21 protein-coding genes and 1 tRNA gene are annotated in these 20,634 nt (G+C 64.3%); 13 read left to right on the top strand and 9 right to left on the bottom strand.

Going from position 1 to position 20,634, the window contains the following annotated elements; genetic code table 11:
* Window positions 1-43: 43 nt before the first annotated feature.
* Window positions 44-1,414, top strand: a complete 1,371-nt coding sequence (gene gabT, locus AC5RT4_RS06200; protein WP_494105179.1) for a 4-aminobutyrate--2-oxoglutarate transaminase — start codon at window positions 44-46, stop codon at window positions 1,412-1,414.
* 90 nt (window positions 1,415-1,504) lie between these two features.
* On the opposite strand, the gene AC5RT4_RS06195 is transcribed toward gabT, so the two are convergent.
* Window positions 1,505-2,746 carry an NAD(P)/FAD-dependent oxidoreductase gene (locus AC5RT4_RS06195; protein WP_494105178.1) on the bottom strand — a complete coding sequence of 414 codons (1,242 nt, stop codon included), beginning with the start codon at window positions 2,744-2,746 and terminating at the stop codon, window positions 1,505-1,507.
* Window positions 2,747-2,788: 42 nt separating this feature from the next.
* Entirely contained in the window at window positions 2,789-3,838 is a 1,050-nt protein-coding gene (gene rarD, locus AC5RT4_RS06190; RefSeq protein WP_494041717.1) for an EamA family transporter RarD, read from the bottom strand.
* Window positions 3,839-3,921: 83 nt separating this feature from the next.
* Here rarD and AC5RT4_RS06185 point away from each other — a divergent pair, with 83 nt between their 5' ends.
* The 7 genes from AC5RT4_RS06185 to AC5RT4_RS06155 all read left to right on the top strand — a co-directional run bounded on the left by AC5RT4_RS06185 (window position 3,922) and on the right by AC5RT4_RS06155 (window position 12,230).
* Window positions 3,922-4,920 (top strand): DNA topoisomerase IB, encoded by a 999-nt coding sequence (locus AC5RT4_RS06185; protein WP_494041718.1) that lies wholly within the window; start codon window positions 3,922-3,924, stop codon window positions 4,918-4,920.
* 104 nt (window positions 4,921-5,024) lie between these two features.
* Entirely contained in the window at window positions 5,025-6,458 is a 1,434-nt protein-coding gene (locus AC5RT4_RS06180; protein ID WP_494105177.1) for an FAD-dependent oxidoreductase, read from the top strand.
* A gap of 157 nt (window positions 6,459-6,615) precedes the next feature.
* Window positions 6,616-7,956, top strand: coding sequence for a GAF domain-containing protein (locus AC5RT4_RS06175; RefSeq protein WP_494105176.1), 1,341 nt, complete (start codon window positions 6,616-6,618; stop codon window positions 7,954-7,956).
* A 90-nt stretch (window positions 7,957-8,046) separates the two neighbouring features.
* Window positions 8,047-9,570 (top strand): acetaldehyde dehydrogenase ExaC, encoded by a 1,524-nt coding sequence (gene exaC, locus AC5RT4_RS06170; RefSeq protein WP_494041721.1) that lies wholly within the window; start codon window positions 8,047-8,049, stop codon window positions 9,568-9,570.
* Window positions 9,571-9,573: 3 nt separating this feature from the next.
* Window positions 9,574-9,984 (top strand): DUF779 domain-containing protein, encoded by a 411-nt coding sequence (locus AC5RT4_RS06165; protein ID WP_494041722.1) that lies wholly within the window; start codon window positions 9,574-9,576, stop codon window positions 9,982-9,984.
* A 174-nt stretch (window positions 9,985-10,158) separates the two neighbouring features.
* Window positions 10,159-11,706, top strand: coding sequence for an amino acid permease (locus AC5RT4_RS06160; protein WP_494105175.1), 1,548 nt, complete (start codon window positions 10,159-10,161; stop codon window positions 11,704-11,706).
* Between the two features lie 116 nt (window positions 11,707-11,822).
* Window positions 11,823-12,230, top strand: coding sequence for a nuclear transport factor 2 family protein (locus tag AC5RT4_RS06155; RefSeq protein ID WP_494105174.1), 408 nt, complete (start codon window positions 11,823-11,825; stop codon window positions 12,228-12,230).
* Between the two features lie 4 nt (window positions 12,231-12,234).
* On the opposite strand, the gene AC5RT4_RS06150 is transcribed toward AC5RT4_RS06155, so the two are convergent.
* From AC5RT4_RS06150 to AC5RT4_RS06135, 4 genes are all read right to left on the bottom strand, one after another.
* A complete protein-coding gene (locus AC5RT4_RS06150; protein ID WP_494105173.1) occupies window positions 12,235-12,870 on the bottom strand; it encodes a DUF2461 domain-containing protein in 636 nt (211 codons plus the stop codon).
* A gap of 146 nt (window positions 12,871-13,016) precedes the next feature.
* Window positions 13,017-14,513, bottom strand: a complete 1,497-nt coding sequence (locus AC5RT4_RS06145) for a catalase (protein ID WP_494041725.1) — start codon at window positions 14,511-14,513, stop codon at window positions 13,017-13,019.
* Between the two features lie 7 nt (window positions 14,514-14,520).
* Window positions 14,521-15,006 (bottom strand): Fur family transcriptional regulator, encoded by a 486-nt coding sequence (locus AC5RT4_RS06140; protein WP_494041726.1) that lies wholly within the window; start codon window positions 15,004-15,006, stop codon window positions 14,521-14,523.
* 152 nt (window positions 15,007-15,158) lie between these two features.
* Window positions 15,159-15,650 carry a YajQ family cyclic di-GMP-binding protein gene (locus AC5RT4_RS06135; protein WP_050054209.1) on the bottom strand — a complete coding sequence of 164 codons (492 nt, stop codon included), beginning with the start codon at window positions 15,648-15,650 and terminating at the stop codon, window positions 15,159-15,161.
* Window positions 15,651-15,834: 184 nt separating this feature from the next.
* Between AC5RT4_RS06135 and AC5RT4_RS06130 the strand changes: the two genes are divergently transcribed.
* The 3 genes from AC5RT4_RS06130 to AC5RT4_RS06120 all read left to right on the top strand — a co-directional run bounded on the left by AC5RT4_RS06130 (window position 15,835) and on the right by AC5RT4_RS06120 (window position 16,977).
* Window positions 15,835-16,089 carry a hypothetical protein gene (locus AC5RT4_RS06130; RefSeq protein WP_494041727.1) on the top strand — a complete coding sequence of 85 codons (255 nt, stop codon included), beginning with the start codon at window positions 15,835-15,837 and terminating at the stop codon, window positions 16,087-16,089.
* 189 nt (window positions 16,090-16,278) lie between these two features.
* A tRNA-Tyr gene (locus tag AC5RT4_RS06125) sits at window positions 16,279-16,360 on the top strand.
* A gap of 185 nt (window positions 16,361-16,545) precedes the next feature.
* The gene (locus AC5RT4_RS06120; protein ID WP_494105172.1) at window positions 16,546-16,977 is read left to right on the top strand and encodes a CBS domain-containing protein; all 432 of its coding nucleotides are present in this window, start codon (window positions 16,546-16,548) and stop codon (window positions 16,975-16,977) included.
* A 162-nt stretch (window positions 16,978-17,139) separates the two neighbouring features.
* On the opposite strand, the gene AC5RT4_RS06115 is transcribed toward AC5RT4_RS06120, so the two are convergent.
* Both AC5RT4_RS06115 and AC5RT4_RS06110 read right to left on the bottom strand, forming a co-directional pair.
* On the bottom strand, window positions 17,140-18,018 hold the full coding sequence (locus AC5RT4_RS06115; RefSeq protein ID WP_494105171.1) for a LysM peptidoglycan-binding domain-containing protein: 879 nt from the start codon (window positions 18,016-18,018) through the stop codon (window positions 17,140-17,142).
* Between the two features lie 352 nt (window positions 18,019-18,370).
* Window positions 18,371-19,102: a potassium channel family protein gene (locus tag AC5RT4_RS06110; protein ID WP_494105170.1), complete on the bottom strand. Its 732-nt coding sequence runs from the start codon at window positions 19,100-19,102 to the stop codon at window positions 18,371-18,373.
* A gap of 79 nt (window positions 19,103-19,181) precedes the next feature.
* Here AC5RT4_RS06110 and AC5RT4_RS06105 point away from each other — a divergent pair, with 79 nt between their 5' ends.
* Window positions 19,182-19,727 (top strand): acyl-CoA thioesterase, encoded by a 546-nt coding sequence (locus AC5RT4_RS06105; protein ID WP_494105169.1) that lies wholly within the window; start codon window positions 19,182-19,184, stop codon window positions 19,725-19,727.
* Between the two features lie 127 nt (window positions 19,728-19,854).
* The gene (locus AC5RT4_RS06100) at window positions 19,855-20,268 is read left to right on the top strand and encodes a thioredoxin family protein (RefSeq protein WP_494042017.1); all 414 of its coding nucleotides are present in this window, start codon (window positions 19,855-19,857) and stop codon (window positions 20,266-20,268) included.
* Window positions 20,269-20,342: 74 nt separating this feature from the next.
* Here the strand turns inward: AC5RT4_RS06100 and AC5RT4_RS06095 are convergent, their stop codons facing one another.
* Window positions 20,343-20,621, bottom strand: coding sequence for a putative quinol monooxygenase (locus tag AC5RT4_RS06095; protein ID WP_494105168.1), 279 nt, complete (start codon window positions 20,619-20,621; stop codon window positions 20,343-20,345).
* Between the last annotated feature and the right edge of the window lie 13 nt (window positions 20,622-20,634).

The following is a 20,634-nucleotide window of genomic DNA, read 5'->3' as shown; positions in this document are numbered from 1 at the left end:
ACTCTCCTAGTCCTACCGGCGCCCTAACTAAGAAAGAAACCCCATGACCACCACCGCATCAGACATCACCTTCCGCCTTGAGCAGAAGCGGCGCGTCCAGGCCGACTTCCCGGGCCCCAAGTCCCTCGCCCTGGCCGAGCGGCGCAAGGCCGTGGTTGCAGCCGGCGTTGCCTCTGGCGTCCCCGTCTATGTCGCAGACGCCGACGGCGGCATCATCCACGACGTGGACGGCAACTCCTTCATCGACCTCGGCTCAGGCATCGCCGTGACCAGCGTCGGCGCGTCCGATCCCGCCGTCGTCGGCGCCGTAAAGGAAGCCGTCGAGCACTTCACCCACACCTGCTTCATGGTCACCCCGTACGAAGGCTACGTCGCCGTCGCCGAGCAGCTGAACCGCCTCACCCCGGGCGACCACGAAAAGCGCACGGTCCTCTTCAACTCCGGCGCGGAGGCAGTGGAGAACGCCGTCAAGGTGGCGCGCCTGGCCACCGGCCGTGACGCCGTCGTCGCTTTCGACCACGCCTACCACGGCCGCACCAACCTCACCATGGCGCTGACCGCCAAGGCCATGCCCTACAAGACCAACTTCGGCCCGTTTGCGCCCGAGGTCTACCGCATGCCCATGAGCTACCCGTACCGCGAGGAAAACCCGGAGATCACCGGCGCCGAGGCCGCCAGGCGCGCCATCACCATGATCGAGAAGCAGATCGGCGGGGACCAGGTAGCCGCGATCATCATCGAGCCCATCCAGGGCGAGGGCGGGTTCATCGTCCCGGCCGAGGGCTTCCTCCCCGCGCTGGCCGCGTGGGCCAAGGAAAAGGGCATCGTCTTCATCGCCGACGAGGTCCAGTCCGGCTTCTGCCGCACTGGCGAATGGTTCGCCGTCAACCACGAAGGCGTCATCCCGGACATCATGACCCTCGCCAAGGGTATCGCCGGCGGCATGCCGCTGTCCGCCATCACCGGCCGGGCAGACCTGCTCGACGCCGTCCACCCGGGCGGCCTGGGCGGCACCTACGGCGGCAACCCGGTGGCGTGTGCTGCCGCGCTGGCGTCCATCGGCACCATGGAGGAATACGACCTTGCCGGCCGCGCCCGCCATATCGAGGCGGTGGCCACCACCCGCCTGCGTGAGCTGCAGACCGAGCTGGGCGGTGCCGGCTCTGCCGTGATCGGCGACGTCCGCGGCCGCGGCGCCATGTTGGCCATCGAACTGGTCCAGGCCGGCTCCAAGGAACCAAACCCGGAGCTCACCAAGGCTGTTGCCGCCGCCTGCCTCAAGGAAGGCGTCATCATCCTCACCTGCGGCACGTACGGCAACGTTATCCGTCTCCTGCCGCCGCTCGTGATCACCGACGAACTGCTGAACGACGGACTGGACGTCCTTGCAGCGGCGATCAAGGCCAACGCTTAAATAGAGTTAGCGTCTCCTCGCAACGGCGCGAACAAACCCTGGGACCCCGGAACATCAGTTCCGGGGTCCCAGGGCTTTAACACTGAAGTTTCATTTCGGTTCTCCGATAACCACCTGGGCCGGGCTGTGCAGGACGTAACCGTTGAGCCAGGAAAACAAGGCGCGGACCTTCTGCTGGAATCCGGACAGGAGGGCAAGGTGGACCAGGAGCCAGGACAGGAAAGCCAGTGAGCCTTGAAGCTGGACTCGCTTGCGGCCCAGTTCAGCGACGGCGGCGCCCCGCCCGATCATGGCCATGTACCCCTTGTCGACGTAGCGGAAAGGCTGCCGGGTACCGCCGTTGAGGTCCGCGTGGATGTTGCGGGCAGCCCATTTACCGGCCTGCTGCGCCACGGACCCGAGCTGCGGGAGCTTCGCGCCGGTGGAATCAGTGATGTTGGCGGCGTCACCGATCACGTACACGCCTTCGGCATCCGCGGCAGTCAGATCCGGGCGGACGTCCACCCGTCCGCCCTTCCCCTGCGGCAGGCCCGAGCCGGAGATCAGGTTCCCGCCCTTCAGCCCGCCGGCCCAAACCACGACGTCCCCGGGGATCTCCGTCCCGTCAGCCAGCGTCACGCCGTCCGCCCGGACCTCAGTGACGCCCACTCCCATGTGGAGCTGAACCCCGATTTTTGTCAGGCGTTTTCGGGTGTATTCCTGGGACTTGCTGGAAAACATGTTGAGCACTGTCGGGACCATGTCCACCAGGTGTACGCGGCACCGGGACGCGAGATCGGGGGAGAAGTATTTGGTCACAACGAAATTGATGTTTTCGGCCAACGCCCCGGCCGTCTCCACGCCGGTGGGGCCGCCGCCCACCACCACCATGTCCACCGCGGTGCCCGGCTCCCGGTCCGCCTGGTCCAGCAGGTGGGTCACGCTGGTACCGAGCCTGCTGGCGTCCGATACCGAATACAGAGGGAAAGCATGCTCCTCGGCACCGGGGGTATCGAAGAAGTTCGGGACGGCGCCGACGGCGAGAACCAGGATTTGGGCCCGGAACGTATTGCCGTCGGCTGTGGTGACGGTGTGGTTCCCGGCATCGACCCCCGTCACCTCTGCAGTCAGGACCCGCACGTTTCGAAGCCGCCGGAAGACTGACCGGATAGGCCGGGCGATTGCTGAGACGCCGATCTGTGACGTTGCCACCTGGTACAGCAGGGGCTGGAACTGGTGGTAGCTGTTTGAGTCGACGAGCAGTACCTGCACGCCTTTGCGGCCGAGTTCCTTCGCTGCTGTCAGGCCGGCGAACCCGGCCCCGACCACGATGACCTGATATGAGTCCTCCATTCGAGCAACCTACTCCAACGGAGGTTCCGGGCAACAGGGGGGTCAGGAGGATTTCAGCGAAGCTTTGCTGCGCCGCCGTGCTGCCGACGCTTTACCGGCGGTCCGCAGCATATCCACGGTGAGGACCAGCAGCGCCACCCAGACCACACCGAACCCGATCCAGCGGTCCAAAGTCATCGCTTCGCGGAAAACCACGAGGGCGAGGATGAACTGGAGCAGGGGTGCGAAGTACTGGAGCAGCCCGATGGTGGTCATGGGCAACCGCCGGGCCGAAGCTCCGAAGAACAGCAGCGGAACGGCGGTAATCACACCTGAGGCCAGCAGGAGCCAGAAATGGCCCGGGCCCTGAGTGGTCAGGGTGGCTGTTCCGGACGCTGCAAGGTAGATCATAGTGACCGCCGCGAACGGGGCCAGCACCATGGTCTCCACGCTGAGGCTGGTGGCGGCGTCCACCTTGGGGCCGACGCGCTTCTTGACGAAGCCGTAAAGGCCGAAGCTGAATGCCAGGGTCAGGGCGATCCACGGCAGCTTGCCGTAGGAGTACGTCAGGACGCCCACTGCAATGAATCCGATGCCCACCGCCGTCCACTGAAGCGGGCGAAGCTTTTCCTTGAGCACGAAGACGCCCAGCAGGACCGAGACAAGCGGGTTGATGAAGTAGCCAAGCGATGCCTCCACCGCCTGGCCGGTGGTCACTCCGTAGGTGTAGGTCAACCAGTTGACGGCGATCAGGAAGGCGGCCAGTGCCAGGGAACCAAACACTGTGCGGTCCCGGAGGGCGCGGGCAAGGTTGGACCAGGAACGGGTAACGGTAATGAGGAGCGCGCAGAACAGCAGCGACCACACTACGCGGTTCGCCACAATTTCGACGGCGCCCGCCGGCATCAGGACGAAGAAGTAGAGGGGGAGCAGCCCCCACAGCCCGTAAGCTCCGATGCCAAAGAGGATTCCCGCCGTCGTCTCCTTGTCCACTGCCTTGGGCAGCGCCCCCCTGGTGCCTGCCGGCGCCGTTTCGGAGGGCGGCGCTGCTGGAGCGGCTTGGGCAGGGACATGGGAAGTGGAAGATCCATCGGGAGAAGGCACGACATCCATAACATCAGTCCCAGGGCAGGTATTCCGGCAAATAGTCAGTAGGCTTGCTTTATGATATTTGCCGAAGGGCCGGAGGCCGCCTGATGAGGCTCCGGCGAAGCAACGCATCGGGCCGCGGATACCGCCGTGTCCCGGCAGGCAAGGGCTTCAGCTACCGGGACCTCAACGGTTCAACCCTGCCGGCTGGCCCTGTGCGGGACCGACTGGAGAGCATCGGCATCCCGCCGGCGTGGACGGACGTGTGGATCGCCCCGTTTGAAAACGGCCACATCCAGGCCACAGGGGTGGACGCCGTGGGCCGGCGGCAGTACATCTACCATCCTGAATGGCGGGAACGTAAGGACCGGGTCAAGTTCAACCGTGCCCTGCAGTTGGCTGAGTCGCTCCCTGCCGCCCGCCGGCGGGTCACCATGGACCTCCGCGGCGAAGGTTTTTCCCGCGAACGCGTCCTGGCCGGGGCGTTCAGGATGCTGGACAGCGGTTCGCTGCGGGTCGGATCCGAACGGTATACCAACGAAAACGGCAGCCATGGGCTCGCCACCCTGCTCTGTGCTCACGTCCAGGTGCGGAAGGACCGGATCCTCCTGAGGTTCCCGGGCAAGAGCGGCAAGGACTGGGAATCGGAGATCCGTGACGCTGACCTTGCGGCCCTCCTGCGCCTGCTCAAGCGCCGCGGTCCCAATGCCCGCCTCATGGCATACAAGGAAGGCCGCCACTGGCGTCCTGTCACCAGCGCTGACATCAATGCCTACGTCAAGGAGCGCACCGGATCGGACTTCACCGCCAAGGATTTCCGCACCCTCCGCGGCACCGTGGCCGCTGCCGCCAGCCTGGCCCGGACCGGGGCGCAACGAACGGCGGCGAAACGCAAGAGGGCCATCAGCCGCGCCATGATTGAAGCATCCGAGGTGCTGGGCAACACTCCCTCGATTGCCCGCAAGAGCTATGTGGACCCGCGCGTCCTGGACCATTACCACGAGGGCGAGACCATCGACCCCAAGCGGCCTGACTCTGCCGAAACGGAACTCCGTGCCCTGCTTTACCGTGAAGGCAACGTGGTTCCGTTGGCCCAAAGCGGCTAGGGCCCCTGCGCTGCAGGCAGCAGCGGGCCGCGGAAGCGGCCAATTAGAATAAGTGATTGTGCGCTGCTCCTGCTGCGCAACGTCATCGGTCAGAAGGGTCCCAGGTGTCCAACCACGGCGAAACCACCCCCGCACGTCCCCTCCGCGTAGCAATTGTGGGCGCGGGACCGGCCGGCGTCTACGCTGCGGACATCCTTACCAAGTCAAGGGGAGTGGCGGACGGTGACTTCGAGGTCAGCATCGACCTTTTCGAGGCCTACCCTGCCCCCTACGGGCTGATCCGCTACGGCGTCGCCCCGGACCACCCCCGGATCAAGGGGATCGTCAACGCGCTCCACAAGGTCCTGGACCGCGGCGACATCCGGTTCCTGGGCAACGTAACCTACGGCCGGGACCTCACGCTGCACGATTTCCGCGCCTTCTACGACGCCGTCATCTTCTCCACCGGCGCCATCAAAGACGCGGACCTGAACATCCCGGGCATCGATCTGGCGGGATCGTTCGGCGGGGCCGATTTCGTTTCCTGGTACGACGGCCACCCGGACGTCCCGCGGGAGTGGCCGCTGGAAGCCAAGGAGATCGCCGTCATCGGTAATGGCAACGTGGCCCTGGACGTGGCCCGGATGCTGGTGAAGCACCCCGAGGAACTGCTGACCACCGAAATCCCGGACAACGTCTACCAGGGCCTGAAGGCGTCACCTGTCACGGACGTGCACGTCTTTGGCCGCCGCGGCCCGGCGCAGGTGAAGTTCACGCCACTGGAACTTCGCGAGCTCAGCCACATGCATGACGTGGACATCGTGCTCTACCCCGAAGACTTCGAGTTCGATGAAGCATCCGACGAAGCAATCCGCAGCAACAACCAGATCAAGACCATGGTGAACACCCTCACCAACTGGCTGGTGGAGGAACACGCTGAGTCCGAGCACCCCTCCTCGCGCCGCCTGCACCTGCACTTCCTGCATAACCCCGTTGAGATTTACGACGACGGCGGCTCGGGCAAGGTGGGCGGGATCAAGTTCGAGCGCATGCAGCTGGACGGCACGGGCAACGCCAAGGGAACGGGCGAGTTCATCGACTACCCCGTGCAGGCGGTTTACCGCGCCATCGGCTACCACGGCTCCGCCCTGGACGAGCTGGAGTACGACGCCGAGCGCGGCGTTATCCCCAACGAGGGAGGCCGGGTGCTGGACGCGGAGGGCAAACCCGTGCCGGGGATCTACGCCACCGGCTGGATCAAGCGCGGGCCGGTGGGCCTGATCGGCCACACCAAGGGTGATGCGCTGGAAACCATCGGGTTCCTGCTCGAGGACCGGCTCACCCTGCCTCCCGCCCGGAACCCCGACCCGCGGGCAATCATCGATCTGCTGGAAGAGCGCGGAATGGAATACACCACCTGGGAAGGCTGGAACAAGCTCGACGCCCACGAAGCCGGCCTCGGTGCAGCCTGGACCGGCCCGCAGGGCTCCGACCATGTGGTGCGTGAACGCATCAAGGTGGTGCCGCGCGAGGAGATGATCCGCATCTCCCGCGCATGACCCCCGGAGTTAGGGAGAAGCCGGGTCCTCATCACCCTCCTGGCCCTGGCATCTGACCCAAACTTACTGTTGGGTAGGGGGAGGAGGGCCGCGCTAGAATGGCCACCACCCTTGGCCGGCATTGTGGCGCCGTGCCTGCAGGCAGCACAGGAGTTCGATGAGGAACCTGATTCAGGCGGAGCCGGTGCAGCGCTGTGCCCTTGCGGCCCATGAAAACCTCGACGGCGGCGGCATGTCCGATGCCGCCAGCGGACTCCGCCCCCTCATCCGCGAATCCTGGCAGCGCTCCGCCGGCTTCAACGCAAACCCGGACAACCCTGCTGCACCGCTGGCCATCGACCGGGACGAGCTGGAGGACTACCGCCGGCAGCACCCGTTGGCCGCCATCATGCCGGTCATCAACAAGCTCCTGGTCCAGCCCAGCCACGACAGCGGACTGCTGGTGGCGGTAGGGGATGAGGTGGGCCGGTTGCTCTGGGTTGATGGTGATCCTGCCCTGCAGAGAAGGGCCGAGGGCATGATGTTCGTTCCCGGCGCCGACTGGTCCGAGGCCACCGTTGGCACCAGCGCACCCGGAACCGCCCTCGCCCTGGGCCGCGGCATCCAGATCTCAGGACCGGAGCACTACCAGCGGGCCGTCCATGCCTGGAGCTGCACGGCCGTCCCCTTCCACGACCCGGATTCCGGCGCACTGCTCGGAGTCGTGGACATTACCGGCACTTCCACTGCGGTGGCACCCCACACGCTGTCCCTCGTGGAGGCAACCGTGGCTGCCGCGCAGGCACAGCTGCGCATTGAACGTCTTCAGCGCGCCTCGGAGCGTGCCGCCATGCCCGCGCGACGGCGTCCGGAGCATGCCGCCTCCCACGCACCGGGGGCCGGTGCCAAGATAAGCAGCCTCTACCGGAACAGCCTGCAGCTGCTGGGCCGCGACCACGCGCTGCTCAGTCTGCGTGGCAGGACCGTTGCACTTTCCGCCCGGCACAGCGAGATCCTCACACTGCTGAGCACCCACTCCGATGGTCTCAGCGCCGGGGAGCTCAACCTCCTGCTCTATCCCGGGGACGGCTCCACCATCACTCTCAGGGCTGAAATGGTGCGCCTGCGGAAGGTCCTTCAGCAACTCGATCCGGACGCTGTTCCGGGTTCCCGGCCTTACCGGCTTCCCCTGGACCTCGTCCCGGACAGCGCCCAGGTGCTGAGCTGCCTGCAGCGCGGCGCCCACCGCATCGCCCTGGAAATTTACCGCGGCGCCGTTCTGCCCCGCTCTGAGGCGCCCGGCATCATCGAGCTGCGGAACAAGGTTTCCTCGCTGCTGCGGGAAGCAGTACTGACGGACGGCAGCGCCGAGTCGCTGCTCCGGTACGCAGCGCTCCCGGAGGCAAGGAACGACGTCGGCATCCGCCGCGCCGCGCTCCGCCTCCTTCCGGCCCGCTCACCCAAGCGCGCCGCCGTCGTCGCGGACCTGGAACGGCTGGAAGCAGAGCTCCACGCCTAAATGGCACTGGATGCAACCTTGCTGCAACCTTCCCGCTCCTACGCTGGCTCCAACGGCGAAAGCCTGGTTTGCACAGCAAAGGAGCTAGCAATGACTGTTTACGCACAGCCCGGTACCGAGGGCTCGAAGGTCACGTTCAAGGACCGCTACGAGAACTGGATCGGCGGGGAATGGGTGGCCCCGGTGAAGGGCCAGTACTTTGAAAACATCACACCGGTAACGGGCAAGGCCTTCTGTGAGGTGGCCCGCGGCACGGCCGAGGACATCGAGCTGGCACTGGATGCAGCGCATAAGGCAGCACCCTCGTGGGGCAAAACCTCTGTGGCCGAGCGCGCGGCGATCCTGAACAAGATCGCGGACAGGATCGACGGCAACCTTGAGATGCTCGCCGTTGCTGAGTCCTGGGACAACGGCAAGCCCATCCGCGAGACCCTCAACGCCGATCTTCCGCTCGCGGCCGACCACTTCCGCTACTTTGCCTCGGCCGTACGCGCCCAGGAGGGCAGGCTGTCCCAGCTTGATGACGACACCACTGCCTACCACTTCCACGAACCGCTCGGGGTCGTAGGGCAGATCATCCCCTGGAACTTCCCAATCCTGATGGCAGTGTGGAAGCTGGCTCCGGCGCTCGCCGCCGGCAACGCCGTGGTGCTCAAGCCCGCTGAGCAGACGCCGTCGTCCATTCTGGTCCTGATGGAGCTCATCGGCGACCTTCTTCCCGCGGGTGTGGTCAACGTGGTCAACGGCTTCGGTGTGGAGGCCGGCAAGCCGCTGGCATCCAGCCCCCGGATCCGCAAGATCGCATTCACCGGGGAAACCACCACAGGCCGCCTCATCAGCCAGTACGCCAGCCAGAACCTGATTCCTGTCACCCTGGAACTGGGTGGCAAGAGCCCGAACATTTTCTTCAACGACGTCGCCCAGGACAACGACGCGTTTTACGACAAGGCCCAGGAGGGCTTCGCGCTGTTCGCCTTCAACCAGGGCGAGGTGTGCACCTGCCCGTCCCGCGCGCTGGTGCAGGAGGACATCTATGAATCCTTTATGGCCGACGCGATTGCCCGGGTCGAGAAGATGGTCCAGGGCAACCCGCTGGACACCGACACCCAGGTGGGCGCCCAGGCCTCAAACGACCAGCTCGAAAAGATCCTCTCCTACATCGACATCGGCAAGCAGGAGGGCGCCAAGGTGCTGACCGGCGGCGGCCGGGCAGAACTGCCAGGCGACCTGGCAGGCGGCTACTACGTCCAGCCCACGGTGTTCGAAGGCCATAACAAGATGCGGATTTTCCAGGAGGAGATTTTTGGCCCGGTGGTGGCCGTGACCAAATTCAGCGATTACAACGACGCCATGGGACTGGCCAACGACACCCTCTACGGGCTGGGTGCCGGCGTCTGGTCCCGCAACGGCAATGTTGCCTACCGCGCCGGCCGCGAAATCCAGGCCGGCCGCGTCTGGGTCAACAACTACCACGCCTACCCGGCCGGCGCCGCCTTCGGCGGCTACAAGTCCTCCGGCATCGGACGTGAGAACCACGCGATGATGCTGGACCACTACCAGCAGACCAAGAATCTGCTGGTCAGCTACAACGAAAACAAGCTCGGTTTTTTCTAGGCCATGGCTGCGGAAAGTGTTATCGAAGCCGCGGCGGCGTTGCCCGGGGAGGACTTTTCCCGGGTGGCCCTCGTGCCGGCGGCCGCGGAGCTTCTGCGAAAGCTTTGGCTTCAGCATGGACCGCTGATGTTCCACCAGTCCGGCGGGTGCTGCGACGGTTCTTCGCCCATGTGTTACCCGAAGGGCGACTTCCTGACCGGTGACTCCGACGTCCTCCTGGGCGTGTTCGATGTTTCCACTGGGCCCGAGCCCCAACTCCTGGAGTTTTGGATGTCCCGGGAGCAGTTCAACTACTGGAGTCACACGCATCTGACAGTAGATGTCGTGCCGGGGCGGGGCAGCGGTTTTTCGGTGGAAGCGCCGGAAGGCAAGCGGTTCCTCATCCGGTCCCGGCTGATGGACTGGCCTGCCTGACTATTCGGACTAAAAGCGCTTGAGGCCCTCTCTATGGAGGGTCTCAAGTGCTCTTGGCAGAACATGGTTCGGCAGGAGTGCGTCTCACCATCCGGAACCATTGGGACCGGCCAGTGGATGGACACTATCGTTGATAGGTCTGTTTCCATCAGAAATCAGGATAGTGATCCCCTTATGAACCTCCTCCGGACCAAATCCATCGAGCAGTCCATGGCTGACGCCGATGAGCCCGGACGCAAGCTCAAGCGCTCCCTCAGCACCTGGGACCTCATGATCATGGGCGTCGCCGTTGCCGTCGGCGCCGGTATCTTCTCGGTCGGCGCCAAGGCAGCAGCCAACTTCTCCGGCCCCGCCGTCACGCTGTCCTTCGCGATCGCCGCCATTACCTGCGCCCTTGCCATCATGTGCTACGCCGAATTTGCCACCGCCATTCCCGTGGCAGGCTCCGCGTATGTATTCACTTACGCCACGATGGGCGAACTCCTCGCCTGGATCATTGGCTGGAACCTGATCCTTGAGCTCTTTACCGCGGCCGCCGTCATCGCCAAGTACTGGGGCATCTACCTCAGCAAGGTCTTCGCGCTGATGGGCGCCGACATCCCCGCGGCAGTCTCACTCGGCGGTGTGGACCTTTACTGGGGTGCTTTCCTGATCGTTGCCGTGTTTACGGTGCTGCTGGTGCTGGGCACCAAGCTGTCCGCCCGTGTGGGCAACATCTTCACCCTGATCAAGATCGGTGTGGTCCTCTTCGTCATCGTGGTGGGCTTCACCTACGTGAAGTTTGAAAACTACAGCCCGTTCATCCCGGCAGCTGAGCCAACCGGCGGCACCGGCACCGCCGATGTCCTGAAGCAGTCGTTCTTCGGCTTCCTCACCGGAGCAGCCCCGGCACAGTACGGCACCCTCGGCATCTTCGCCGGCGCTGCCCTGGTGTTCTTCGCCTTTATCGGCTTCGACGTGGTGGCCACCTCTGCTGAGGAAGTCAAGAACCCGCAGAAGACCCTGCCGCGCGGTATCTTCGGCGGCCTCGCCCTGGTGACGCTGCTCTACATCCTGGTTTCCCTGGCGCTGACCGGCATGGTTTCCTACACCCAGCTGGCGGAGGCAGAGAGCCCGACCCTGACCACCGCATTCGAAGCAGTGGGTGACACGTCCGCGGCCAAGGTCATCGCGTTCGGATCCCTGGTAGGCCTGACCACCGTGATCATGGTGCTCCTCATGGGCCTGTCCCGCGTAGTGCTTGCCATGAGCCGTGACGGCCTCCTGCCGCGTGCACTGTCCAGGACCAGCGAGAAGCGTTCAACGCCGGTGCGTCTCCAGATCATCTGCGGCGCCGCTGTTGCGCTGGTAGCAGGCCTGACCAATGTGGACCTGCTGGAGGAAATGATCAACATCGGTACGCTGTCCGCCTTTGTGGTGGTGAGCCTTGGCATCCTCGTGCTGCGCAAGAAGCGCCCGGACCTGAAGCCGGCTTTCCGCGTCCCCTTCGGCAAGGTCCTGCCGATTGTTTCCGCCCTGCTGTGCCTCTACCTGATGACCAACCTGGCCGTGGAGACCTGGATCTTCTTTGCCATCTGGCTGGCCATCGGTTTGGCCATCTACTTCGCCTACGGCCAGCGCCACTCCCGGCTGAACGAGCGGTTCCAGGAAGCGAATACCGCCGTCAATGGTGCTTCCGTTGCTGCCGGCAGGAACGACGAGGACGAACTGACCCGCGCCTGACACCCTCCGAACTGCTTGCCTGAATGCAGAACCGCCCGCTGATCTTTGGACAGCGGGCGGTTTTCGTTTTGCAGAAGCCGGAATTACACGTGCAGCCGGAGAGACTTTGGAGTTCAATGAGTGGACCGAAGGTCGGCCAAGGGGGCACTAAGGGAGTGGGCGGTATGCAGGTGGCGATGGAAGCGGTAGCCAGGGCTTTTTCGAGCCATCGGTTCGAAGATGCCGTGCCCCAGCTGGACAACGACATCATCTGGGAGCTTGTGGGCGGTGAAGCCCTTACCGGAAAGCCCGCCGTTATGGACGTCTGCACATCCCTGGCACGGGATCTCAGGGGCGTCCAGACCACCTTCGACACGTTCAGGGTGATAGAGGCTTCATCGAGTGTGGTGGTGGACAGCGTCGCGAGCTATGTCTCAGGCGATGGCAGCGTCAGCCGGGTGGCGTCCTGCGACATCTATGACTTCGTGGACGGGCGGGTGGTCCGGATCCGTTCCTACAACGTGGAACTGGCCAGCACCATGTGAAAGCTTAGGGCGCGGCGTACCGGCCCACCCATTCCACCAACGGCCGCAGCTCATCCCACAACGCTCCAATTTCCTGCACTGCTTCCGGTGTCTCCAGCCAGGCAGGCTGTCCGAGGTTCACGCTTGCCGCTAGCGACTTTTGCTTCAGCAGCGCGCCCCGGGGATGGTCCCGGGGATACCCGCGCGGTACGGTTTTGAGCCGTTCTCCTTCCACCACAAAACCGGCAGCACTGACGGCATCCACAATGTGCCGGAGTGCTTCGCCCGTTCCTGACGCATCCACAGAGTTCCGGTATCTCGCCAGTTGCGCGGGCGTGTGGGAGTGGTAGCCTCCGCTGACCAGGAGCCCGTCCGCGCTGATTTGGAGGTAGTAGCCCATCCCTTCCTGATTGGATGCAAAAGCACCCTGTGCAGTTTTGTAAGGCGACTTGTCCTGGGAGAAGCGGACGTCCCTGTTGGCCCGGAAAACCCGGCCGGGGCCAAAGCGGGGCTCCAGCTCCGCGAGGAGGAGCGTGAGCGGTTCCCGGACCAGCTCCTGGTACCTGTCCTTGTACTCCAGCCACCACTCGCGGTTGTTGTTGTCCTGAAGCTCTTTGTAGAACTCGAAGGCGCCGGCAGGTATGCCCTGGAAAGTTGTCATGCGTCGATCCTAGGGAGGGCTGCGAGTGGTGACCACGGCTCGGGCGGCTATGTGGAAAGCACCGGATTTGTGGAAAAAGCCAAAAGACCACCCCGCCACGGAAACCGTGACGGGGTGGTCTTGAAAAAGCTCACCAGGCAGCTGGATCAGCCGATCTTGTTGGCAGCCTCTGCATCGGAGGACGGAGCCGACGCGACAGCAATGGCGCCGAGGTTGGCGCGCAGCTTGGCGCCGAGTTCGGCGTCAACGTTGGTCCAGTACTGGATGGCGCGCTCCTTGATGCCGGGGCTCTTGACGCCGCCCACGGCACCGGTGATGGTCTCCAGGAAGCGGGCCTTGCTGGCTTCGTCGTACACCTCGCGGTACAGCGTGCCGGCCTGGATGAAGTCGCTGTCCTCGGTGTGGAGGGAGTGCGCGGCAAGGGTCAGCTCGCCGTCGTTCTCCCAGCCGCCTGCCGGGTTCTGCGGCTCAACTGCAGCCGGTCCGCCCACCGAGTTGGGGGCGTAAACCGGGACGGACGGGGCGTTGAAGTGGTAACGCCCGGCGCCGTCCTGGCTGTAGTTGTTGACCTGGTTCTTCGGCTGGTTCACCGGGATCTGGGCGTGGTTGGTGCCCACGCGGTAGCGGTGCGCGTCAGCGTAGGAGAAGATGCGGGCCTGCAGCATCTTGTCCGGGGAAGCCGCAATGCCCGGCACGAAGTTCGACGGCGCGAAGGTGGCCTGCTCGATCTGCGCGAAGTAGTTCTCCGGGTTCCGGTTCAGCTCCATGGTGCCCACCTTGATCAGCGGGTAGTCGCCGTGCGGCCACACCTTGGTCAGGTCGAACGGGTTGAAGCGGTAGGTCTTGGCGTCCTCGTACGGCATGACCTGCACGTGCAGGTCCCAGGACGGGAAGTTCCCGGCTTCGATGTTTTCGGACAGGTCGCGGATGTAGAAGTCCGCGTCCGAGCCGGCCAGCTGCTCTGCCTGCTCGCTGCTCATGGAGTTCACGCCCTGGTTGGACTTGAAGTGGTACTTGACCCAGAAACGCTCGCCCTCGGCATTGATCCACTGGTAGGTGTGGGAGCCGTAGCCCTGCATCTCACGCCAGGAGGCGGGCAGGCCGCGGTCGCCCATGAGCCAGGTGACCTGGTGTGCGGATTCGGGGGACAGGGTCCAGAAGTCCCACTGCATGTCGGCGTCGCGCAGGTGGGTACCCGGAAGGCGCTTCTGGGAGTGGATGAAGTCCGGGAACTTGATGCCGTCGCGGATGAAGAACACCGGGGTGTTGTTGCCCACGAGGTCGTAGTTGCCCTCGGTGGTGTAGAACTTCACGGCGAAACCGCGGGGATCACGCCAGGTGTCCGGGGAGCCGTTTTCGCCGGCGACGGAGGAGAAGCGGATCAGCATCTCGGTTTCGGCGCCGGGCTGGAGGAAGGCTGCCTTCGTGTACTTGGACACGTCCTCGGTGGTCTTGAACGTACCGAATGCACCGCCGCCCTTGGCGTGCACTACGCGCTCCGGAACCCGCTCGCGGTTGAACTGGGCGAGCTTTTCCACCAGGTAGTGGTCAGTCAGGATGATCGCACCGTCGGCGCCAGTCGACTTCGAGTGGGCGTCGGACGTTACGGGTGCACCTGACTGGGTTGTTGAAATGGCAGTCATTGTTCTCCTATTTCTGTGTTTCTTGTGACAAACGATTGGAAGGAAGTTGTTGGGACTGCTGGCAGTCCTGGCAGATGCCCTGGTACATGACATCGGCGATCTGGATGGTCATCGGCTTGGCGTTCTCGTCCCAGTGCGGTGTGAGGCAGGGAGCGTGGCCCACTGCGCAGTCAACGTCCTCCACGCGGCCGCAGCTGATGCAGATGGCGTGGTGGTGGTTGTCGCCCACGCGGGTTTCGTAGAGCGCGGGTGAGTGCGGGGGTTCGAACCTGCGAAGCATGTGCAGGTCCGTCAGGTCTCCCAGCACCACGTATACGGACTGTGCCGTCAGTTCAGGGAGCTCAGCGCGGGCAGCAGAAAGGATGCTTTCGGCAGGGGAGTGCGGGTGGCGTTCGACGGCGGCGAGGACGGCCAGCCGCTGCTTTGTCACCCTGCGGCCATGGGCGCGCAGGGCGTTGGCCCAGGCCTCGTGGCCGTCGAAGTTCTCCGTCATGACACCATTCAAGCACTTATTATGAACATCTCACAATAAGGCTCAGCTAACCTTCCTCCCGGTGCGCAAAGAGGCCGGCGCAACCCGTATTCAGGGTGCGCCGGCCTCCTGGTGGAGCGGCTGTACTTTGCGCGTCGGAAACGACGGCGCGGCTAGCTGCGGAAGTTAACGAACTGCAGGTCGGCCTCGTCAAAGTCCTTCAGCAGCGCCATGGTGGCCTGCAGGTCATCGCGGGACTTGGACGTCACACGCAGTTCGTCGCCCTGGATCTGGGACTTCACGGACTTGGGGGCTTCGTCACGGATCAGCTTGTTGATCTTCTTCGCCAGGTCCTGGGCAATACCTTCCTTAATGGAAGCCTCAAGGCGGAACTCCTTGCCGGAGGCGTAGGGCTCCCCGGTGTCCAGCGACTTCAGGGAGATGCCGCGCCGGATCAGCTTCGACTGCAGCACATCCAGTACCGCCAGGACGCGCTCCTCAGAATTGGCCTTCATGAGGATCTTTTCGCCGCTGAAATCCACCTCAGCGCCTACACCCTTGAAGTCGTAGCGCTGGGCCAGTTCCTTTTGTGCCTGGTTAAGGGCGTTGGCCACTTCCTGCTTGTCCACTTTGCTTACGACGTCGAACGTTGACTCGCCTGCCATGACTCTCCTTGCACTGGTGGGAGCCCCGTCGGCGGACGGGGCCTGGTGGGCTGGATTCAAGCGTAATACGGATGCTCCCGCTGGGGGTGCGGTATTCACAGTTCCCTCCCAGCGCACGCCCCGGGGGAACGAAGGGGGCCCGGGCACAGTTGAAAGGGTTGGAAAGCTGCACGAAAGGAACACGATGCACCGCAAGGCTGCGCAATATGTCACACGAACCAGCTCGGCGGCGGCCGGCGCCGTGGCCACCGCAGCAACGTCCGTGGCGGCAGCGGCGGTGGCAGCCTCCATTATCTTCAGCCCTGTGGCGGACGCCGCATCCCGGATGGAGGGTGTCAGAGAGGACCTTCTCCGCGCCGTCCAGCTGAACCAGATCACCGAGGAGCAGGCGGTGAAGTTCGAGGCCCGCCTGGCCGGGCGGATTCTGGGTGAAGCCTGACGCGTCCGGCCACCGCCATACCTCGAGGATGGACCCGCTAAAACCGCGCTTTTTTTGGCCGTGGTGCGCCGATTCGATTCTTCGGCGGAAGTTCTGTAAAGTTGTCTTGCCCGCGGTTACTGGAAGCGGAACGGCCCGGAAACGGACGTTCCACGGACTGCAGCCGGGGGTGATCTTCTTTTGAAGTTCGGCAGATTACCCGAGCGGCCAAAGGGGGCTGACTGTAAATCAGCTGGCAACGCCTACGGGGGTTCGAATCCCTCATCTGCCACCCAAGGAAAAGCCTCCGGAACCCCAGGTTCCGGAGGCTTTTCCGTGTCCCGCAAAGAGTCTGCATCCACGCCTTTACAACCAGCCGACCGCCGTCGACACGGGCCGTCCCCGGGCGTAGGCTGACAGCATCGGCGCATGCGCCCGATGCCCTGCGTCGATTAGGAAATCGATAAAGGAGGATCAATGAGTGCCGTACGTGAATTCATGACGACGGACGCACAGTGTATTAAGGAAAACCAGACCCTCGCCGACGCCGCCCTCATGATGCTGGATCTGGACTGCGGGTCGCTGCCGATCTGCGGTGACGACGGCAAGCTGAGGGGCATGATCACCGACCGCGACATCGTGCTCAAGTGCGTAGCCGCCGGGCGCGATCCCCGCGAAATGATGGCCCGTGACCTGGCCACTGGCCGGCCCTACTGGGTGGATGCCGACGCGAATGTTGATGCCGCCATCGAAATGATGGAAAAGTACCAGGTCCGGCGGCTTCCGGTTATCGCGGACCACAAGTTGGTGGGCATCATCAGCCAGGGAGACATCGCCCGCAACTACTCCGAACAGCGTGTGGGTGAGCTCGTGGAGCACATCTCGGAGCGCAAACGGATGAACGCCTAGCCCTGCTTCCCTGAGGGAATGTCCCGCAGAACCAACGCCACAGAGTTCGCTTCGTGGCGTTACTTTATGTCCATGCATGCGCCCCTGCCGCAGCCCAGACAAGCAACAGCCGCGGAAAGGCCCGGACGTCGGCCCAGTTTCAACCCGGCTAGTTCACCCCGGCTAGTTCAGTGCGATCAGGAGCATCTGGCTGGTCCCCGGAATGCAGGTCTGCAGGATGGCCCGCGGGAAACCACCGAACACTGCGATGACGTCATTGGTGGTTCCCGGGTTGGGTACCTGGCCCCTCGCGGTTGCTGTGTAGGTTCCGTAGCCCGGGATCTCTACCGTCTCACCCACCCCAATTCCGGAGAAGCGCCCCCAGCCCCCGCAGAAGTCGTGTTCGGTGATGAAAAGCGAGTAGCCGTCGTTCGGGGTGTAGTGGATGGGGCCGATGCAGGCGTCCACCATGGATTGCCCGCCGGCGCCGACCACGTAAATGGTTCGGATTGCCGGAGCAGCCGGAACCACCGGAACAGGAGCAACGGGTGCCGGCGCCACGGCCAGTGCCGGAGCGCTGGCCACGGCGGCTGCCCCCTCGGGTGTTGCAGGGGCTGGACCGGAAAGAATCAACGTCTGATCTGGCGGCTCAGGGGCTGGCGCGGGGGCGACAGCGGGCGGAACAGGAGGTGGCGCCTGCGCTTCCATTGCAGGGGGCACCGCCGCAGGTGCGGCCGCGGGAACGGCCGGCTGCTCCTGCCCGTCGCCGGAAGAGGTCCCGGAGGAATCGCCTTCGGCCGCAGCCTGGCCAGCCGCGTCAACGCGGGCGGCCGGTTCCGGCGTCCCGGCAACGGGGGCAGCCGCAGTCGAGTCCTGCAGCAGTGACGTGGCCGGGGCAGCGAGCGCACCGACTCCCACCGCCGCCACTACGGCGGCAGCGGCCATCCCGGCCCACAGCCTGTTCATGACGGTGGGCGGGGCAGCCGTCACGCCGGAGCGGAAAGCGTTTGTGGTGAAACTGCGTCCTGGTGGTTCGGAGGTTTGAAACTTCGGCTGGTTCATGGGATAGCCCATCGGGGTTCGGTCCAGCCAGGCAGCTGCAGGCGCACGAAGCGAAGGCGGGACGGAGCGCGTGTGATGCGCCGGGGCGGTCCCCTTCCAGGCTGGCCGCCGTCGGCACAAGATGGAGTGTCCGCATACCCAGAAGATACGGAAGCTCCGCGAGGAGGCACTGCCATCCGGAAGCCACCCGGTGAACAGGCCAGCACATGTTCGGTCCTAGGATTCCCGAGTCTAGGAAGTGTGCATCCTGCGGGCACCAGTAGGAATTACCCGAATATCCTTGCCGGGTACTCGGGCGTTCAGCCCCGGATACTCAGTCTGATTCCGCCCACTTACCGGGCATCAGCCTGTGCTAGCGGCTGGGCTGGTCCTTCAGCGCAGCGACTTCCCGGCGAAGCGCAGCCAGTTCCGCCACGAGTTCTGCCAGCTCCGCCCGGACCGGCGCCTCAGCATCGGCCACGGCCTCAGCAGTGTCCTCCACACGCTGGACCAGCCAGGACGCGATGGAGGCCGTCACCACACCCAGGACGGCAATTCCGCTCATCATGAGGGCGGCTGCGACCATCCGCCCAATCGGTGTCACGGGGTACATGTCCCCGTAGCCCACGGTGGTGATGGTGGTCATGGCCCACCACAACGCGTCTCCAAAGGTAGTGATCCTGGCATCCGGGACAGTCTGTTCCACGTCAAGGACGGCGAGTGCGCCCACAAACACCAGCATCGCCGCAGACCCTGCCACATACGTGACCACGCGTCCCCGCAGCGTGTCCCCGAGCGTGCGGTGCAATACGGACAGCAGCGTCACCAGCCGGAGCAGGCGCAGCGGCCGGAAGAACGGCAGCACCACAATAAGCAGTTCATGCAGGTTCCGGAGAAACCAGCTGCCCCGGTCATCCGCCAGCCACAGGTTAACTAAGTAGTCCACGGCAAAGATACCCCAGGTCGCCCACATGACAGCCTCAAGCCAGAAGGCGCTACTGCCTTCGATGCGGCCCAGCACCTGCCATGCATACGCCGCCAGGAAGATGAGCGCCGTCACCGTGAGCGGCCAGTCCGCGAGGTCCCGGTAGCGATGTTGGGTCATGCAGGAAATCCTACGTGGGTCAGGCCGGGCGTCTTCGTGCTTGATCCCGCCCGACATTACCCGTAGGTAACATGATCGAATGCACCTGCTTCTGCGAACCCTCCTGCTGCTCTTCACCTCTTCCCGCCGCCCGCCGCTGACGGTTTGGGACAGTTCCTCGCTTCCGCTCAGGGTGCTGCCCACCGACATCGACATCGCCCTGCACGTCAACAACGGAATGTATCTTTCCCTGCTGGACCTGGGCCGGTTTGACCTGATGGCGCGAAGCGGAGTCTGGAAGCGGATGCGCCGCCGCGGGTGGGGCCCGGTGGTGGCCGCAGAAACCATCGCCTTCCGGAAGTCCCTTCAGCTGTGGCAGCAGTACACCATCGAAACACGCATCATCGGCCTGGACGCTAAGGCCATCTACTTCGAGCAGCGCATGGTAGCCGACGGCGAGATCTACGCCCGTGCCCACATCGCCACCCGCCTGGTCCACAAGGGCAGGCCGGTCAGCCAGGAGGAGATCCTGCGGGAGTTCGGCGGCCCGCCGTCGGACCTGGTGCTTCCGGATTGGGTACACGAGTGGCGAGCTTCCAGCGCACTGCCGGGAAGCCGGAGGCCTGCGCCGCACGTTTGGGGCTAGCCCTCCCGGGCAGAGCTCCAAGGTCTCCCCGGGTCCGCTGTGCAGGCCCGGTTATTCCCAATGACGCGGGGAGCGAACAAACGGCCGCGGCCGCGACATCCCGGGCGGCCGCGCGTACCGTTGACTCATGGCTACCGTTGACATCACAGGTGAACAGTTCGCGTCGATTATCGAGGGCAATGACATTGTCCTGGTGGACTTCTGGGCAGAATGGTGCGGCCCCTGCAAGCAGTTTGGGCCCACGTACTCCACCGTTTCCGAGAAGCACCCGGACGTCCTCTTCACGAAGGTGGACACGGAAGCGGAGCAGCAGCTCGCCGCCGAGGCAGGCATTTCCTCAATCCCCACCCTGATGGCTTTCCGCGAGAAGGTGCTGGTGTTCTCACAGCCCGGAGCCCTGAACGCACAGCAGCTGGAACAGGTGGTTGACGCCGTCAAGGCGCTGGACATGGACGAGGTCCATGCCCATGTAGCCCGCCAGCGGGAGGAAGCCGCTGCCGCGGCCGGCCCCCAGGACGGTACGCAGATTCCGGAAGCGTAAACATCCCCCACAACGTAGAAGCGGCGCCCTCCACGAGGAGGGCGCCGCTTCGCTTTAACCGCGTTTAGAAGAAGTTAGAGGCGTTCCAGCTTGACGGGCTCGGCCAGGAGCGCGCTCAGGGACTCGTTCAGGTCCTGCACCGCGATGCCGTTGGAGTGCTTGGTCAGGTCCTCCTCCGACGCCCACTGTTCGGTGAGGACCAGTTTTTCCTCCGTTGCTTCAGTAAGCTCGTAGCGGATGCAGCCCGGCTCGTTCACCACCTCGTCGATGGCGATTTCCAGAGCCAGCTTCACACGGTAAAACTCGCCGTCATTGGGGATGAACGTTGCCTGCAGGTCAATAGGTGAACTCATGGATTTCACAATA

It is taken from the genome of Arthrobacter sp. sptzw42 (assembly GCF_059089685.1).
The sequence above is the reverse complement of the archived record's forward strand: the minus strand, read 5'-3'. Positions and strand labels throughout refer to the sequence as shown.